This window comes from Bacteroidales bacterium (assembly GCA_023229505.1).
Classification (GTDB): domain Bacteria; phylum Bacteroidota; class Bacteroidia; order Bacteroidales; family JAGOPY01; genus JAGOPY01.
This window is the reverse complement of the sequence record JALNZD010000025.1, coordinates 39,300-57,142: the sequence shown is the minus strand read 5'-3', so window position 1 is coordinate 57,142 and position 17,843 is coordinate 39,300. Positions and strand designations below refer to the sequence as shown.

At 42.8% G+C, this 17,843-nt stretch carries 11 protein-coding genes; 6 read left to right on the top strand and 5 right to left on the bottom strand.

Annotated features, from left to right (window positions below; genetic code table 11):
• Positions 1-336 precede the first annotated feature (336 nt).
• The 3 genes from M0Q51_10270 (at position 337) to M0Q51_10260 (ending at position 4,777) form a co-directional block, all read left to right on the top strand.
• Positions 337-1,953: a leucine-rich repeat domain-containing protein gene (locus M0Q51_10270; GenBank protein MCK9400359.1), complete on the top strand. Its 1,617-nt coding sequence runs from the start codon at positions 337-339 to the stop codon at positions 1,951-1,953.
• 856 nt (positions 1,954-2,809) lie between these two features.
• Entirely contained in the window at positions 2,810-3,349 is a 540-nt protein-coding gene (locus M0Q51_10265; GenBank protein ID MCK9400358.1) for a hypothetical protein, read from the top strand.
• Between the two features lie 159 nt (positions 3,350-3,508).
• Positions 3,509-4,777: an ABC transporter substrate-binding protein gene (locus M0Q51_10260; protein ID MCK9400357.1), complete on the top strand. Its 1,269-nt coding sequence runs from the start codon at positions 3,509-3,511 to the stop codon at positions 4,775-4,777.
• A gap of 333 nt (positions 4,778-5,110) precedes the next feature.
• On the opposite strand, the gene M0Q51_10255 is transcribed toward M0Q51_10260, so the two are convergent.
• Both M0Q51_10255 and M0Q51_10250 read right to left on the bottom strand, forming a co-directional pair.
• Entirely contained in the window at positions 5,111-6,226 is a 1,116-nt protein-coding gene (locus M0Q51_10255; GenBank protein MCK9400356.1) for a beta-lactamase family protein, read from the bottom strand.
• 57 nt (positions 6,227-6,283) lie between these two features.
• On the bottom strand, positions 6,284-8,020 hold the full coding sequence (locus tag M0Q51_10250; GenBank protein MCK9400355.1) for a S41 family peptidase: 1,737 nt from the start codon (positions 8,018-8,020) through the stop codon (positions 6,284-6,286).
• A gap of 420 nt (positions 8,021-8,440) precedes the next feature.
• On the opposite strand from M0Q51_10250, the gene M0Q51_10245 reads away from it, so the two are divergent.
• The 3 genes from M0Q51_10245 (at position 8,441) to M0Q51_10235 (ending at position 12,373) form a co-directional block, all read left to right on the top strand.
• Positions 8,441-8,890 (top strand): Cache 3/Cache 2 fusion domain-containing protein, encoded by a 450-nt coding sequence (locus tag M0Q51_10245; protein ID MCK9400354.1) that lies wholly within the window; start codon positions 8,441-8,443, stop codon positions 8,888-8,890.
• Positions 8,891-9,120: 230 nt separating this feature from the next.
• The gene (locus M0Q51_10240; GenBank protein MCK9400353.1) at positions 9,121-10,899 is read left to right on the top strand and encodes an aconitase/3-isopropylmalate dehydratase large subunit family protein; all 1,779 of its coding nucleotides are present in this window, start codon (positions 9,121-9,123) and stop codon (positions 10,897-10,899) included.
• Between the two features lie 133 nt (positions 10,900-11,032).
• Positions 11,033-12,373: a metallophosphoesterase gene (locus tag M0Q51_10235; protein ID MCK9400352.1), complete on the top strand. Its 1,341-nt coding sequence runs from the start codon at positions 11,033-11,035 to the stop codon at positions 12,371-12,373.
• A gap of 13 nt (positions 12,374-12,386) precedes the next feature.
• Here M0Q51_10235 and M0Q51_10230 read toward each other — a convergent pair whose 3' ends face one another.
• The 3 genes from M0Q51_10230 to M0Q51_10220 form a co-directional block, all read right to left on the bottom strand.
• Positions 12,387-13,850: an aminotransferase class V-fold PLP-dependent enzyme gene (locus M0Q51_10230; protein ID MCK9400351.1), complete on the bottom strand. Its 1,464-nt coding sequence runs from the start codon at positions 13,848-13,850 to the stop codon at positions 12,387-12,389.
• A gap of 64 nt (positions 13,851-13,914) precedes the next feature.
• Positions 13,915-16,902, bottom strand: a complete 2,988-nt coding sequence (locus M0Q51_10225) for a hypothetical protein (GenBank protein MCK9400350.1) — start codon at positions 16,900-16,902, stop codon at positions 13,915-13,917.
• Between the two features lie 94 nt (positions 16,903-16,996).
• Positions 16,997-17,647: an ABC transporter ATP-binding protein gene (locus M0Q51_10220; protein ID MCK9400349.1), complete on the bottom strand. Its 651-nt coding sequence runs from the start codon at positions 17,645-17,647 to the stop codon at positions 16,997-16,999.
• Positions 17,648-17,843: the final 196 nt, after the last annotated feature.

The following is a 17,843-nucleotide window of genomic DNA, read 5'->3' as shown; positions in this document are numbered from 1 at the left end:
AACTCTTTTCATAGTACTGAGTTTTTAAAGGTTAAAACTTAATTCGGGGAGCTGTCACTCCCTACTCAGTACTATTTTACTAAATTTGTTGGAAACTATCCCACGAATGTGGGATTTAGTTCAACAATCGCGCAAAGACCAGGCCGGCGCTTAAAATTGCTCCCCGTGGCAGGCGCGTATAAGGAACATGGATCAAAGAACAAAGAAAAAGTGTAAATTTATATGCGCCTGCCACGGGTAGCAAAAACCCGGCCCAGGCCTTTGCGCGCGAGCGTTACAGGGCATTTAGAGAATTTGATTAATAAATGTTATTCAACTAGATATCAAAACCTTCAGATGAAAATACTACTTTTAATATCAATAGCTTTGTTGCTTTCATCATTAGGTTCATCCCAGTCTTGCATTCCTTATGGTATTGAGTTTTCTACTCAGGGTCAAATCGATAGTTTCCAGGTAAATTACCCTAATTGCACAGAAATTGAGGGAAATCTTTGGATAATTGGAAATGAAATTACAAATCTGAATGGATTAAATGTATTAACTTCTATTGGGGGAGAACTTTATCTTAATAATAGCGATGCTCTTACCAGCCTTATCGGGTTGGATAATGTGACTTCAATCGGGAGGCTGATCATTTATTCAAATAATTTACTCACTAATTTGGAAGGGCTGGGAAATGTTATTACTATTGAATATCAATTATTTATAACCACTAACATTTCCCTTACCAGTTTATCAGGATTGAATAATTTGACTACTATTGGACAATTCCTTGAAATTATTTACAACGATTCTCTGACCAATCTGGCAGGACTCGGAAATCTAACTTCTATCGGAACTTACGTTTGGATTGCAAATAATCCAGCCCTATCTAATATATCGGATCTGGGGAATTTGAATTCAATAGGGGGTTATCTTACAATTTTTTCAAACGCAGGATTGACCACTTTAGATGGATTGGATAACTTGACTTCAATAGGGGGTGATAATTATGAAGGCGACCTTGCCATTTATGATAACACTGTATTGACAAGCATAGCAGGATTGGACAATCTTGACGCAGGTGCAATCAGAAACTTAGCGATATATAATAATCCTTCTTTAACTATCTGTGATGCCCAAAGTGTATGCAATTACCTTTCAAACCCTAATGGAATAGTTCAGATATACGCCAATAACACAGGTTGTAATAACCTACATGAAGTGGCAAATGATTGTGGCATTACTATTCCTTGTCTGCCCTTTGGTAATTATTATTTCACAACGCAAGCGGAAATTGATAGTTTTCAGTCATTCTATCCTAACTGTATTAATTTGCAAGGTAGTGTATACATTGAAGGAGGGGGTGATATTGCAAACCTGTTTGGATTATCGGTAGTGACTTCCATTGGAAATAATATAGAGATCCGACTTAATGATTCATTAACAAGTCTGAATGGGCTGGATAATTTAACTTCATTAGGTGGAAAATTGATTATTCGCTACAACGATGCTCTAACCGATATAAAAGGAGTGGGCAATATAGATGCTGGCTCAATAACTGACCTTTGGATTCATAATAATGCTTCTTTATCCTCTTGTGAGGTTCAAAGCGTTTGTGATTACCTGGCAAGTCCGAATAGCACTGCTATTATCCAATTTAATGCAGCAGGATGCAATACCAAGTTGGAAATATTAGCCGCTTGCCAGGTAGGTCTGAACGAAAATACCAATACAGAAAGCGACATCATTATTTACCCCAACCCTGGATCAAACCAAATAACCATTGAAACATTAATAATACCAACAAAAAGTCAGATATTAATGTTCAACTCTCAAGGTCAGGCAATTATCCAAAGATGGATAACGGGGCCAAGGACAATAATTGATATTAGTGATTTAACACGAGGAATTTATTATATGAAACTGACTAGTGATAGTACCGTTAAAATATTTAGAATAATAAAGAACTGATTGCTAAATTTCAGTATGGTACAATGTTATTAAAACGCCCTGTAATCGAGTAGGCTGCCCCGTCAGCATCGCCGACGGGGAGAGCCTCTCACACCACCGTGCGTACGGGTCACGTACACGGCGGTTCGTTAAGCATAGCCCAGCCGCTCTTTACACCAGATGAGCTTGTTCTCTTTAAAATAAGGCTGGTAAACTCAAGGTTTAAACCTCCTGATTGAATCAAGAACGACTTAATGTTCAGTCCTTCGCTACTTTTGTGAGCCATCCGGCTATCTATGCCGGCTCGTTTCGGTAACTACTATGACCTCTGCTGACTTCCCGGTGTATCGTTACCGACACACATGGATCTCCCCCGGTAAGAGCATTTTCCTTCCTCCGATTCCTGCGACATCTACATAACTACCCTTTTTATGTTCTTTGGGCGTTGTAAAGCTGTGGTTACTTACCCGGATAATTATGCCTCATATGCCGTTCCTGTTCGTCAGTACCGGATTTTGCAGTCTCGCTTCCTTCAGTGTATGGGTCACCCCAAGCCACCTTGCGACTTGCTAATACTTCAAGGCGCTACACCTGTGTATAAGGGACTTGCACCCTCTGGAAAATATATACCACACTTGTCGTTGGCTCTTGAAATTTTATTTGTATTTTTAAACTTTTTCAACAGCGTCCAACAAGTGTGCGCAGCATGCTCATGCAGGGCACACACAAGGCATATAGTTAATTGGCGGGTGAGCAGTTTTCAAATCTTTTGTACTTTTATGCAAAGTAAGTTGTAACCAGATAGGAAAGTACCTTAAAACGCGAACTAACCATATGCCAACCGTCGTGCGCTATTTCAATTACAAAATGGGGAATTATGACAAGAATTGAAGAAATCTTGCAGGAAAAAATAAAACCGAAAGAAAAGCAGATAATTTTAGTCGAGTCTTTAGTCTCGAAAGAGATTTCAATGGAAGATTTTATTATGTTTTTTGAATCTGCTTCTGATATTGATAAAGGCACTTGCGCAGACGTCATGAAGCACGTTTCAGATCAAAAGCCCGAACTACTCAAGCCTTATATTGATATCCTCGTGAAATATATAAATTACAAAGCCCCAAGAGTCAAATGGGGCGTGCCGGAAGCGATTGGCAATCTCGCAAAAGATGACGCTGAAAAAACAGCGACCGCCATCCCCTATCTGCTCAAAAATACTACTGATGATAAAATCAATACCGCGGTAATAAAATGGTGCGCGGCTTTTGCCCTTACGGAAATTGCTAAACATTATCCTGGTTCCAGAAAACAGCTGATGCCGATTTTTGAAAAGATTATTAGAGAAGAAAAGAATGACGGCGTGAAAAATGTTTATGTCAAAGCAATTAAAATAATTGAAAAAAATGATGCAAATATTTAATCCAAATTTTTAATATATAAAGAGGTGTGAGTTGGAAGCCATAAAAATTGACATTAGTATTTAATTAGTTGATAATGACTCTCGTCGAAATACATCGCCACTCATATTCACAAAAATTTATGTTCATAAATAAAACTAACTTTAAAGCAAAAGACAGATATGAAAAGAGATTCAAGAAATTTGACTTACTCATTATTAGTAGTGATGAGTTTTGTGTTGATTTTAGCCACCGGTTGTGAGGAAACTGTATTAAAAGATCCTCTGGACGGAAAAACTATCCAATTTGGGGCACTGCTGGATCTTAGCGTTAACGATCCTGAAAATGGACTCTGCACGAAAACTGCCATTGAAATTGCCCTGGATGACCTGAACAATTATACCGGGACAGTCGGCCGGGACATCAACTTTACCTGCAGATTCGAAGATACGCACATGGATACGACCGAAGCGAAAAACCTGATCAGTGAAATGTACGAAGATGGGATTGATATGTTTGTGGCGGGTCCTTATTCCAGCAGCGAGCTTAAAGCCATAGCTCCCTTTTTAGCCCAAAATCCGGTCGTATTGATCAATTCAAACAGTACGGCAGTGGGACTAAACCAGGCTGGTAGTCATTTTTTCCGGATTATCTCCGATGACAGTTTTCAGGCAAGAGCCTTAGTCAGAGCAGTGGTAACAAACGGAGTGAAAGCCGTCATCCCAATTGTACGAAATGATGTCTGGGGCAATTCGTTATTAGAAGACTTTACAACCGGATTCGAACAGGAAGAAGGAGTGATCTACTCCGGGGTAGTTTACGAACCTTCCGAAACCTCTTTTTCAGCAGCAATAAGTACAATCGAATCACAGGTGAACAATGCTCTGGCAGTCTACGATACATCGCAGGTCGTTGTGCTGGCGCTGACTTACCATGAAATTGAGATGATTTTCGATGCCGCGCGCCAGAGCGAATCGCTGGGTTCAGTGACATGGTACGGTTGTGACGCCACTGCCCAGCTGAAGGGATTGATTACCGACAGCGATCTGGCGGAATTTGCGATAAAAACGGAATTCCTATCACCCATTATGGGTATCATAAACGCATGGAGTACGCCCGCTTTTACAGCAGATCTATCAGCCAGGATTGAATCCCAAACCGGTAACATTCCGAATGCTTACGCATTATCGACTTACGATGCCACTTTCATCATGGGCTTGGCATGTCTGGAAACCGGCGATACCGACATTGATAAAATACTCGCAATCATCCCTTTGATATGCAATAATTATGCGCAAATGGGAATATCGCGGCGACTCAATGCCAGCGGCGATCTTGAGACGGCTGATTATGTTTTCTGGAGGGTGTCACATAACCAGAGTGGATATTACTGGGAAAAGATTGCCACATATCTTTCTAACAGTGATTCGTTTCAATATAAGTGGGAATAAAATATTTCATTGTCTGTATGATGAAGTCCTGAATTTTTATCTTGATTCTTACCGTCAGTATTTTCAACTTTCGGCATGTTGAATTTGAATTATTTTTGTCTGATTTACGAAAGCCGAATTGATTATTAATACTCTTTCCGGCAACATTTCCCGTTCTTTTGCCAAATTTCTGAAAGGTGAGTTCGCACACCACGATTCCTACGACTACTAACAAACGCGCAAGCGGGAATCTGTTTGTAATTTGCATAAATAAATTCTAACTTTACACATTAAACCCGGCCCGGGCCTTTGCGCTCGAACGTTGGGGCAGACTTGTGTATTTGGAGGATGGTTTTATTTTTTTACAGCCTCCAGATAAATAGTCATTAGCCTGGTTGCAAGAACCATTGGCTTGTCGGTTGTCGCATTGTAATTGATCACGATGGTGACATTTTCCGAAGGACAATACCCCGCCCAGTTTTTATATCCCGGGATGGTTCCGGTATGGCCCCACATGGGAGGATAAATCTTATGCATGATTCCCAGTCCATATTCTTCGCAATCTTCATCCGTGGCAGGAACAACTGTGAGCCGCTGAGTTTGTGTTTCCGGTGTAAGCAAAGTGCCTTTGTAAAGATGTTCCACCCAGGTCTTCAGGTCATACACATCGGCAATGATGGCGCCGGCAGCACCGGCCATGGAAGGATCATACGCCTGTGACACATCGGTGCTATCCCCTTCATACCACCCGTAACCGTGAACAAATGCACCCGTCATCACCTGGTTGGTAGGGTAGATGGTATTTTCCAGGTGAAGGGGATCGAGGATCCGATGCTGAATCTTTGCTGCAATAGGGTTCCCTGTGAGCTCTTCCACAATCATCCCGGCGATAATGGTATTGGTGTTGGAATATTTGAAAGCTGTCCCCGGAGAAAAATAAAATGGTTCCGTTTTAACCATGTCGATCATCTCCTGGCTGGTCCACTTTTTTAACGGATCCGTGATAAGACTCATCTGAAACAGGTTTGTTTCCGTATAATCAAAGATGCCACTCGTGTGATTGCACAACATCCGGATGGTGATGCTGTCGGCTTTAGGGAAATCGGGGAGAAACAAACTAAGCTTATCCGAAAGATTGATTTTTCCTTCATCTACCAACTGAAGAAGAACCGTGTAGGTATATGTTTTTGTGAGACTCCCCATCCGGTATTTCATCGATGGGTCAGGTTTTTCGCCGGTAGCCCGATTGGCTTTCCCTTTTCCTACGACCCACGAGAGGTTTCTGTCTGGAGCCCAGATCCCGATAATCATACCGGGTACCCCGGAATTAGCGAGGATGGAATCGCTCACATGTTCCCATTCCGCAACAATCTGTTTATTCAGATCGCCATACGGATCACTCTCTTTTTTACATGTGAGCAGGCCCATACACATCAATGCGAGGATCAGTAAAAACAGTTTTGATTTCATGGTGCTGATATAAAATTATAAGACGAATCTAAACTTCAGTTACTATACTATCCGTTGTTACAGAACGATGCATTTCCGGGTAACACTAACATTACCGGTACTGATCCTGTAAAAATAAATCCCGGGCTTTGTATCTCCTGTACTCCATTTGACCGTATATCGTCCCTCATTTTGTGGTTCATCCACCAGCGTTGTCACCACTCTCCCGCAAAGGTCGTAAATTGCAAACGCAACTACAGCGGCTTCCTCCAGCCGGTACGAAATCGTTGCATAAGATGTGATGGGATTGGGAAAGATATGATCCAGGATCAGTCCTGCGACGCCCGGATGCTGTTCGTTAATTCCAAGCATGGAATTAAGTTCCTGTATCGCATAATTCAACTCCACATCAATGCTGTCGATATAGAGCTGATCGAGGACCGTATCATTTATGGGAACACGGATATCAGGTACGATACCGCCCACCATGTTTGAATCGCTATCGAGCTGGATATTAAAGTCTTTGTCCAGGGAGCGTCCCACGGGGAATCTTAAGTATAAATCATCGGGTGGAGGGTAGAGATAATGGATTGACCACCATTCTATCATGCCAAAAGAACCGTTGCTCCCGTAAAAGCTGACCACTTTGTTGTTGGGCAACCGTTGCAATGACATCGGAATTCCCTCTCCGGAGCTTATATTGCGCGGACCTACCATTACCATCACAGGGTTTGAAAAGTATAAACCCTGAGGTTCGGTGAATAAAGTACCGTTGGGATATGCCGGGTTGATATAGGGACCTAAGGTTTGTGGATTGAAATGTAGAATGGGCAGAGGCCAAAGTTCAAACTGGCCGCTGGCAGGATTATAAAAACTCTGCTGTTCATACAGAATGGTATCGGTGGAAAAAAATCCAGAAAGCGCGGCCGACAGCATATCTTCTCCACCGGTGTTCACGCGCATATCCAGGATCATACCAGGTGAATCATTCGTGTTAAAGAGAGTGATCGCTTCCCTGAAATCAGTGTAAATGCTCGCCAGCGTGGCGGAATCCCCCCCTTCGCTGGTCAGTTTCAGATAGCCGTAACCACTTGGCTGAAGGATCTCATACGATACGGTAGGCCCGGGATCCACGGGCGACAGGGAAGTCTGGTCAAACGTAGCATAGGCGTCATCAACGGCTGTAAGTGTAGCTGTAACAGGGTCAGAGGCGCCCCGGTTACGGAACTTTATTTTCATGGTTTGACCGATGGGAGCCCTGCCGATGAACCGGAACTGATTCAGTTTTCTACATTCCCGGGTGGCAGGGTTTGCTTCCGCCCATAAAACGGGAACCGTATCCAGAACCTCGTTCACGGGCCGGTCATTAATTTCCAGAATATCAGCCCCAAATTGCATTCCGGCAAAGGCAGCAGGTGATCCCGGATTCACAAGGCGGGTCACTATACGGTCATCATCCAGTCCGGAGAGGGCAAATCCGTAACTTCCCCCGATCTGCTGATAACGGGCATATGCTTTGTGATCTTCCCACCCGGTACCCCGGACTGAAACATGTCCGTCAGGTACCGAAGCGACATATTCACGTAATGCAAGATAAAAGGCATTGGTATCGTTATCTGATCCGGCATTGATAATTTTGGGCTTTATTTGGCCGTTCAGGGCCTCCCAATCGATGGCTTTCCATTCACCGAAGGCATAATAGACCTGAAACCTCAAATGCATGGAATCGTAGGTAGTCACGAAATTAGCAGGCTGGGAAAACAGATTGAAGGCACCGGAGAAAATTGTAAGAGTCAGCAAAATGAATTTTTTCATGGCTTATTCGGGAATATAATATACGAAGTAAATGTATGACAAAATCGTGAAAAGTCAAGGAATCAGAATTAATAAAATCAATCATTTTATTAATTTAACTGGATTCGTTCTTTGAGTTGATTTTATATTTTTACTTTTATTTCAATATTATTAAATTATTATCTTGCAGTGTTTGTACAAACTGATATTTTTATAATTTACTGATATTTGATTTGTTTAACCAAAAACTAACGAGTGATAGATTGCAATTTTGCGACCTATTTAGTAGGTTGCGTTTTGAACATAAACACACAATGATTGCATTTAGACTTTAAATTTTAAAAGAAATATTCACTAAACAATAGGAGGTATGAAATGTTAAGAAACTTTTTAAAACATTGCAGCAGGCTGACAGCGGTGCTATTTATTATTGGACTTTTGGTGGGATGTTCGTCAAAGACTGAGCATTCGGCAATAATCAAAGAGGCTCTGAACGTCATGAAAGCCAGTGCCGCAAAGCTTGGCGAGCCCAAAGTGGTTGAAGACTTACTGTTTTTCGGAACGACCAGGATGAACAACAACTATGAGCTCGTTGACTCATTGCAGGCCAAGTATGGTTGCACGGCCACGTTCTTTGTGAAAAAGGGCAATGAATTCATCCGTATTAGTACCGATGTGATGCAGGAAAGCCATCGCGCTATTGGCACTCAACTGGATCCCAATGGCCCCGTGATTGTGGTGATACGGAAAGGCGAACCGTTCTATGGGGTCGTTGATATTCTTGGCAGTCAATATGAAACCGGTTATGAACCGATTAAAAACGCTGATGGCGAAATCATCGGAATTTATTATGTCGGCTTCCAGATTAAACAAAAGCAAGATCGTGATTAACTGAAAGAACGGCCCAATCCGAGGGTTACGGCTCGCGCGCGTCGAGCCTGGCCCTTAGTTTTGGTGCTAAAGAAATCGATCATTGAGCAAAGTAAATTCGAGGGCATTCGGTTCAGAAAACTATCAATCTCACGAAAGTTTGCAGTGCCGCAGCTTAGCGCCCATCCGTTATAGCCAATACATTTAAAACATGAAATTTGCTCTTCTGAATCTTTTAAAATTCAATACTTATGGCCGGAAAAACTTTTGCTGAAAAGATTTTCGATGCACCTGCAGGCAGCATCGTATTCAAAAAACCTGATATCGTTTTATCACACGATAATACCTCAAGCATTGGCAGTACATTCAATAAAATGGACGGGCAAAAAGTGGCTGATCCGGATCAGTTACTCATTATCCTTGACCATAATGCCCCGCCCACTGATGCGAAACTGGCCAACCAGTATCAAAAGATCAGGGATATAGTAAAACAACAGGGGATCACTAAGTTCCATGATGTAGGTGATGGAATCTGCCACCAGATCATGGCCAATTATGCCAAGCCCGGGATGCTGATCGTTGGCAGCGACAGTCATACGGGCACGGCAGGGGCTTTCAACGCATTTGCCGCCGGTATTGACCGGACGGAAACGGCAGGCTTGTGGAAACTGGGCGAAACCTGGTTCCGGGTTCCGGAAACTTTAAAAATCACACTTACTGGCCATTTGCAGAAAGGTGTCTTTGCGAAGGATTTATCTCTATGGATAATCGGCATGATAGGTTCCAGCGGGGCAGATTATATGTCAGTGGAATTTCATGGAGAAGGAGTGAAATCCCTGTCGATCTCCGAAAGGATGACCCTGGCAAACCTGGCATCTGAAATGGGGGCCAAGAACGCAGTTTTCCCGGCGGACAGTGTTTTAGAGGAGTACTTTGGCAACAAAATACAGGGCGTTTGGGCAGATGCCGATGCCATTTACGCTAAAGAAATCGAGATCAATCTCAGCAAAGTATTTCCCGTAGTTGCAGTGCCTCACCATGTTGATAACGTAAAAGCCATCTCGGAAGTGGAAGGTACTCCCATCCACCAGGCTATGGTAGGGACCTGCACCAACGGCCGTTTTGATGACCTTTTTGAAGCGGCCAGGGTCCTTAAGGGTAAGAAACTCCCTCCTGGTATGCAGATGCTGGTAATTCCGGCTTCTAAAGAGATTTACCTTCAGGCCCTTCGCGAAGGCTTAATAGAGATTTTCATGAATGCCGGAGCCAATGTACTGGCTTCTTCATGCGGACCATGCCTGGGAACAGGGCAGGGGATACCGGCTGACGGGTATAACGTGATCTCCACTGCCAATCGTAATTTTAAAGGCCGCATGGGCAATAAGGAGGCAAATATCTACCTTGCCTCCCCGGCGGCTGTCGCTATGGCTGCCCTTGCAGGGAAAATTGTTGACCCCAGGGGTATAAAATCGGATGATAAATTCCCTTTTCAGAGCAAACAATCTAAAACAGTGATGATTAATGCAGATGACGACCGTTTAATCGACGGGGTATGGAACTATTCCGATGTGGATAACCTGAATACCGACCAGATGTTTGCCGGTAACTTAACATATAATGTCCTAAGCTCCGAACCGGAAAAGATCATGCCTTATCTCTTCAAAGGTTTCGATGATAGCTTTGCTGAAAGGGTGAAAGAAGGACACATAATCATAGCAGGGGCTAATTTCGGATGTGGCAGTTCAAGGGAACATCCTTCCGTCGGCCTTGCTTATGCAAACATCCAGGCTGTGATCTGTAAATCCGTTAACCGCATATTTTACCGATCATCTGTCAACCAGGGATTGCCAATCATCCTGGTTCCCGAAGCTGTAGATTATTATGAGGCGGGAGACCTTGTCAGCATCGATTTTGCAAAAGGGACTGTCCGGATCAAAGACAAAACTTTCCATTTTGAACCGCTTCCCCAGAAATTGATGAAAATATTTGAAGCCAAGGGATTGGTTAATTACATTAAAATGGGGGTATAGTTTTTTTTATTAATTTTGCGGCCTTTGCGTGAACTTTATGTATTTCCATATGTTCATTGCTTAATTTATGACAATTAACTAATTTTCAATTCGTTTCCTGACTAATACTAAACTTCCGGGCGAGCCCCTATTCATGCGAAAGTACTTTTTTATCATCCTTACCATTTTAATGCTTATTCCGGCCTATTTCCTTTTTGCAGAAGCACATCCTAAAACAGCAGAGCGGTTTCCATTTATGGTTTTCCTGCTGGCAATTGATATCTACCTGTGGGTTTCCCTCAGGAAAAAGATCAGTTCATTAACTGTTCCGGTTAAAGTAACTCTGGGAATACTTTACTGGATACCACTGGCCGCTTTTGTCTTTCTTACCTCTATCTCTTCCATAAATAATGTGAACCTCGCCCATCCTCCTTTAATAGCCTATATTTTTGGTATTGCCGTGGTTGCTTATTTTTCAAAATTGATTACGGTTGTCTTCTTTCTGCTGGCTGATTTGTATAGGATTATATTATTTATATTCAGGCATGCCTGGGTAAAAAAAACGGGTAAACCGGTTAGTCAAGGAACTACGGCAATTTCCCGCGGTAAGTTTTTGAGAACAATTGGTCTGGCGACAGGTGGCCTTTTTTTCAGCGGGATGGTAATCGGAATGATCAAATGGGCTCATGATTTCCGTGTAAGGCTGGTGAATTTAAATTTGCCACAACTCCCTTTGTCTTTTGATGGACTGAGAGTAGTTCAGATTTCCGATCTGCACCTTGGAAGTTGGGCATCTGTCGATCCCATTGAAGAAGTAGCGGGCATTATCAACGACCTTGACCCTGACCTTATACTTTTTACCGGGGATATAGTCAATTACAGCACCAATGAGGCTTTTCGCTTCAGGGATATTCTGCAAAGCATACAGGCAAAACATGGTGTTTATGCCATACTGGGCAACCACGATTATGGTGATTATGTCAACTGGCCTTCTGAAGAAGCCCGGGAAAAGAATTTAACGATGTTGTATGATTTTTTCAGGGAAATCGGTTGGAAATTATTACGAAATGAAAATGATGTCATTGAGATCGAAGGTGAAAATCTTGCGCTGATTGGCGTCGAGAACTGGAGTGCCAATTCCAGGTTCCCCAAACTGGGAGATCTCCCCAAAGCAATGGTTGGAATCAAAGATGTTCCTGTAAAAATCCTTTTATCTCACGATCCCACTCACTGGGAAAAAGAAGTAAGCCTAAATTACCCTGATATAGATCTGACTTTGTCGGGACACACTCATGGATTTCAGTTTGGTGTCGAACTGAAGCATTTTCGCTGGAGTTTTGCACAATATATTTACAAATATTGGGCGGGATTATATCAGGTTGAAGCTGCGCAAAAACCACAATATCTTTATGTTAACCGTGGTTTAGGCATGATTGGTTATCCCGGCCGTGTCGGAATTCTTCCGGAAATTACCCTTATTACCCTGGAATCCTGATTTTTATTAATTTTCAAAGATCAAACCAATCCTTAACTAATGCCGTTTTGTCTTCCGGCTCATTCTTATGCTTGAATTCATTGGTATTGCGGTTGTATATATAATCTTTTCCCCATTTTTTATGATTTTTTTGTACTTTCCTGATAGCATCCAGGATATACAGAAGTTCATCATTTGTCATTGTTGGGTGCAAGGAAAGTCTTATCCAGCCGGGTTTCTGGGAAAGATCGCCTGAACTGATCAGGCTGGTGATCAGGTGGGATTTATCATAAGATACGTCCAGCAGGTAGTGGCCATAAGTTCCGGCACAGGCGCAGCCTCCGCGCAACTGAATGCCAAACCTGTCATTCAGCAGTTTGACAACCAGGTTGAAATGAATATTTTGCAAATAAAAGGAAATGATCCCCAGCCGGTTACGATTATTTTCGGCCAGCAAATGAAGATCAGGTATCCGGTCCATTTCATGGAATGCCAGGGTCAATAACTCTTCTTCCCGTTTTAGGATATTTTCAGTTCCCATTTTGTTTTTCAATTCGATAGCCAAAGCAGCCCTGATAGCTTGCAGAAAACCAGGTGTGCCTCCATCTTCCCTAGCCTCAATATCATCGAGATACTTGTATTCACCCCATGGATTAGTCCAGTCGACAGTGCCGCCACCGGGTTGATCCGGCGGCCGGTGACCTTTGTAAATGTGCTTATCGAAGATCAATACCCCCGAACTGCCTGGCCCTCCAAGAAATTTATGAGGAGAGAAAAAAATTGCGTCCAGCTTTTCCATCGGATCGGCAGGATGCATATTCATATCGACATAAGGTGCAGAAGCCGCAAAATCTATGAAGCAATAGCCGTCATATTCGTGCATAAGTTTAGCCATCTGATGATAAGGTGTCTCTATACCTGTTACATTGGAGCAGGCCGTGAAAGAACCGATCTTGACATTACGGTCCTTGTATTTCTCCAGCAAAGAGCGAAGCTGGTTGAGGTCGATAAGAAGATCAGGTGCTGGTGGGATTTGCACCACATCACACATTGTCTCGAACCAGGAAGTGTGGTTGGAATGATGTTCCATGTGGGTGATAAATACAACCGGCCTTTCATCTTCTCCCAGGCAATCGTGCTTGGAACCGAGGCCACAGCTTTTCAACCCCAGCATCCGTTGCATTTTATTAACAACGGCCGTCATCCCAAAACCAGCAGTTATAATAACATCATCCGGTGATGCATGCACATGTTCCTTGATCTTCTTATGGGCCAGGTGATATGCTTTGGTCATGAGGGTGCCTGTTTCACTTGTTTCGGTATGGGTATTCCCGACAAATGGGCCTATGGTATCAATGATCTTCGCTTCAATAGGGCGGTACAATCGGCCGCTGGCAATCCAGTCAGCATAAATAAGCGGAACTTCACCAATAGGGGAAATAAATTGATGATCAATACCGATTATATTATCCCTGAATGGTTTAAAATAGCTTTCCATAAGGGGTATTTTGGAAGGCAAAGATAAGAAAATCGGGCAACCCGGCATCCTGGTTCAGACCAGCTTAATCGCTGTAAGAAATCTGCATTAATGACACTTCAAAGTCTCCTCCTTCAGGATAGAATGTGATCCAGTTATTGTCATCGCTGAACCATTTATATTGTGCGCTGATCCTTACAACAAACTCGAACAGGTCTTCCCCGGCAGGAACTTTTACGACAACACCACCGTTCTTGGTCTGGTCTTTCCCAAAACTGATGATCAGTTTGTAATCTACTTTTGAAACATTTCTGGCTTTGAAGAATATATAGTTGCTTTTACGGTCTTTGACAGGCACAGGGATGAATTCGAATTTATGCTGGGTATTATTCGCGATAAGTAAAGGATCTTTGTTGATCTGAACAATGGATCGTTCACTGAGGAGTTTTAAGATGCGGCGAACCATTTCCCTGGGGTACTCTTCTTCAGGCTTTAAAACAAATGAAGCGCGGTAGGAATCAATGGCATTGTCATAGATTTTCGAAGCATAAAACTTATCGGCATCAGCGATTGCTTTATCGTATTCTTCCTGGATCAACTGCCTTTTCTTCATTATTTGTTCATTGACCGCCTTCATCTTGTCCAGGGGATAAAGCTCATTTGGTTTAAGCTCCAATGCACGGTCGTATTGAAGTTTGGCCATATCGAAATTCTGCTGGTCAAAATAATTATCAGCTTTAGAAATAGCAGATTGGTATGCCTGATCACGCTCAGCTGCGATAAATTCAAGCTTCCGGTTGATATCGATGATCTGTTTGTTGGGAAAGTCTTCCGCAGGTTTAACTTTCAGGGCTTCCTGGTAGGCAGCCCGTGCTTCTTCATATTGTTCCTTTTTCAAATATTCTTCAGCACTGGCTAAAATTTTGCTGTATTGATTATCGATTTCTTTTTGTTTCCTGATTTCTTCTTTTATAACTTCTATCTCAGAAATCTTTCTTAGCGGATAAGGTTCATCCGGTTTCAGACTGTTGGCCACCTGGAACTCATAGATAGCATTTTCGTAATCCTTGTCAAGAAGATGCTTATCGGCGAAAGCAACAGCTTCATTGTATTTCTTCAGGATTTCTTCCTGACGGGTTATTTCAGTAAGGGCATTCTCAATTTCTGAAATCTTTTCTTTTGGGTATTGTTCACCAGGTTTGAGCTTCTGCGCCGACTGGTAATCGGCTAAGGCCGTCCGGTAGTCCTGTTCGAGAAGAGAGCTGTCAGCAGTTGCGATGATATCCTGATACTGTTGGTCAGCAGCTACAAAAGCAGGAATTTCAGCGGAGTCGGGACCTACTTCATATACTTTAACTTCTTGATAAGCGGCTAAAGCTTCCTGGTATTCTTTTTCTGACATCGAATTATCCTCATCAGCAAGTACTTGTCGTTTCTGATCTTCTAAGGCTTTTTGCTGCTTTGTCTTGTCAGCTATGATAGTTTCGATCTCTTTGATCTTTTGAAGCGGATATTCCTCCTCAGGGTTAATTCCCGCGGCATTCCGGAATTCACGTATGGCTTCATCAAACTTCTTGTCGTATAAAAGCTGGTCAGCCTTTGTGACAGCTTTGACATACTTGTCGCGCCTCCCGAGGATTTCATTGATCATCGTGATCTGGTCTATTGGATACTGCTCTTTTGGGAACAAATCAAGAGCTGCACGGTATTGTTCGCGGGCTTCCACATATTCATCCGAAAAGAACAGGCGGTCAGCCCCTTTAATAAGATTATCATATACCCCTCTCTGGCTTGCCAACTTCGAAAGTAAAGTGTTGATCTCATCTACCTTTACTTTTGGATATTGCTCCAACGATTTGATCCCTGATGCCCTGGTATATTCATCCCGTGCTTCTTCATAAAGTTCTTCCTTATATAGTTCGTCAGCTTTTGCAATGCTCTGCATATAGGCCTCTTCCTGGGACTTTCTCAGGCTCAGGGCATTGTTGATGTCGCTTATCCGCTGTTTGGCATATTCCTCATCCGGTTTGAAACGCAGTGCATTATTATATTCTACAATCGCCTGTTCATAGTCCTGCTGATTAAAAAGCTTATCTGCCAGGGCAATTGTAAATTCATAGCTCGACCGGTTAGCCTTGGAAAGGTCCATCAGGGCGATATCGATTTTCTCAAGCATGCGTTTGGGGTATTCGTCAGCAGGCTTGATGGACTGGGCTTGCAGATATTTTTCCTTCGCTTTCTCAAAATCTTTTGAGATGTAAAGATCATCCGCATCATTAATAATTGCAGCGTAGGAATCCCAGGCAGTTTTCAGATTTAGTGCTTCTGCCAGTTTCTGCTTTGGAATGGTTTCATCCGGCTTCAGCTTAATGGCTTGCTCTAAATTACTGATGGCTTCACCGTATTTATTGCGTGAAACCGCAAAGTCAGCTGCCTGGAGGAAGCTATCGTAATCGCCTGTTATGGATTTCTTATCTGCCAATAATTTTTCAATTTGGCCGGCTTTTTCTTTCGGGTATATTTCCGCAGGCTTCAGGGAAGAAGCATTACGATATTCTGTCAATGCATTTTCAAGTTTTCCTTCCTTAAGAAATTGATCCCCTTTGATAATGCTATTTTGAAAATTTTCTTCCTGCAGTTTGGCATCAGTCATATTTTTACTGATCTCCTGCACCTTTCCGCCAGCGTAACTGTCACCAGGGAGTATTACTAATGCTTCCTGGTATGTTTTTAATGCGGCTTCCAGGTCATTTTTCCCCAACAAATCATCTGCCAGTTGAATCTTTTGCTGGTACAATGAATTCTGGTACATCTGGACTTTGATCATATCAAGCGATTGCTGAAGACGGTCTTTGGGATACTGGTCTTCCGGTGCAAGTCTGACAGCAATCTGGTAAGAGGCCTTGGCATTGATATAATCCCCTTTCGTAAAATAGCTGTCGGCCATTTCAATGGTCTTCCGGTATTCATCTGCATTTTCCTGGGCGTATCCGGCCATTGCAAAAAAAATAACGAAGACCAGAAAAAAGAATCCTGCCTTATATCGAGAGGTCATGGTATGTTTACTCAGCATTAAATCTTCATCAAAATTAATATCTTAATATGGCTTCACTTCCCGTCAGGATAACTTATTATGAACAACAAAGTGTGAACAGGAATGTTCAGGCTCAGCCAATTTTTCCGTCTTTCATGGTGATCATCCGGTCGGCCATTTTTGCAAGTTCCAGGTTATGGGTAACGATGATAAAAGTCTGCCCGATCTGGTCGCGGAGACTGAAGAATAACTGGTGAAGCTCTTTAGCAGCAGCCGAATCGAGATTTCCGGAAGGTTCATCAGCCAATACAATACGTGGGTGGTTGATAAGTGCACGTGCAACGGCAACCCGCTGCTGCTCGCCGCCCGAAAGGGCAGAAGGCTTATGGGTCAGCCGGTCTGAGAGGTTCATTATACCGAGAAGCTTTTTAGCCCGCTCTTCGGCTTCCTTTCGGGGAACCCTGCCGATGAAGGCCGGGATGCAAACGTTCTCCAGCGCTGTAAATTCAGGAAGAAGATGGTGAAACTGGAAAACAAAACCGATTGTTTTATTGCGAAATGCAGCCAGTGCCTCTTCATTTAGTTCAGTGACAGGCTTATTGTCATAAAAAATGCTTCCGGAATCGGGCTTGTCAAGTGTGCCAAGAATATGCAATAAAGTGGATTTCCCCGCACCGGATGATCCTACTATTGACACAATTTCTTTCTCCCTGACAGATAAATCAATACCTTTCAGGACTTTAAGATCTCCGAATGATTTATGGATCCCTTGAGCAACAAGCATGGTTTGATGCGTTAAAAAAACAAAGATATAACGAAATCGCGGTTTAAGTATTGCATGGGGGAGAGTCGTTAGTCGTTAGTCGTTAGTGGAACTCCCAGGATTTACCCAAATATTTATTTAATCAATTGAGCGTCTTTTAATTATTTTTACTTTGCTTAATCATTATTTAAAAGGATTGGTGGTGATAAAAGAGCAG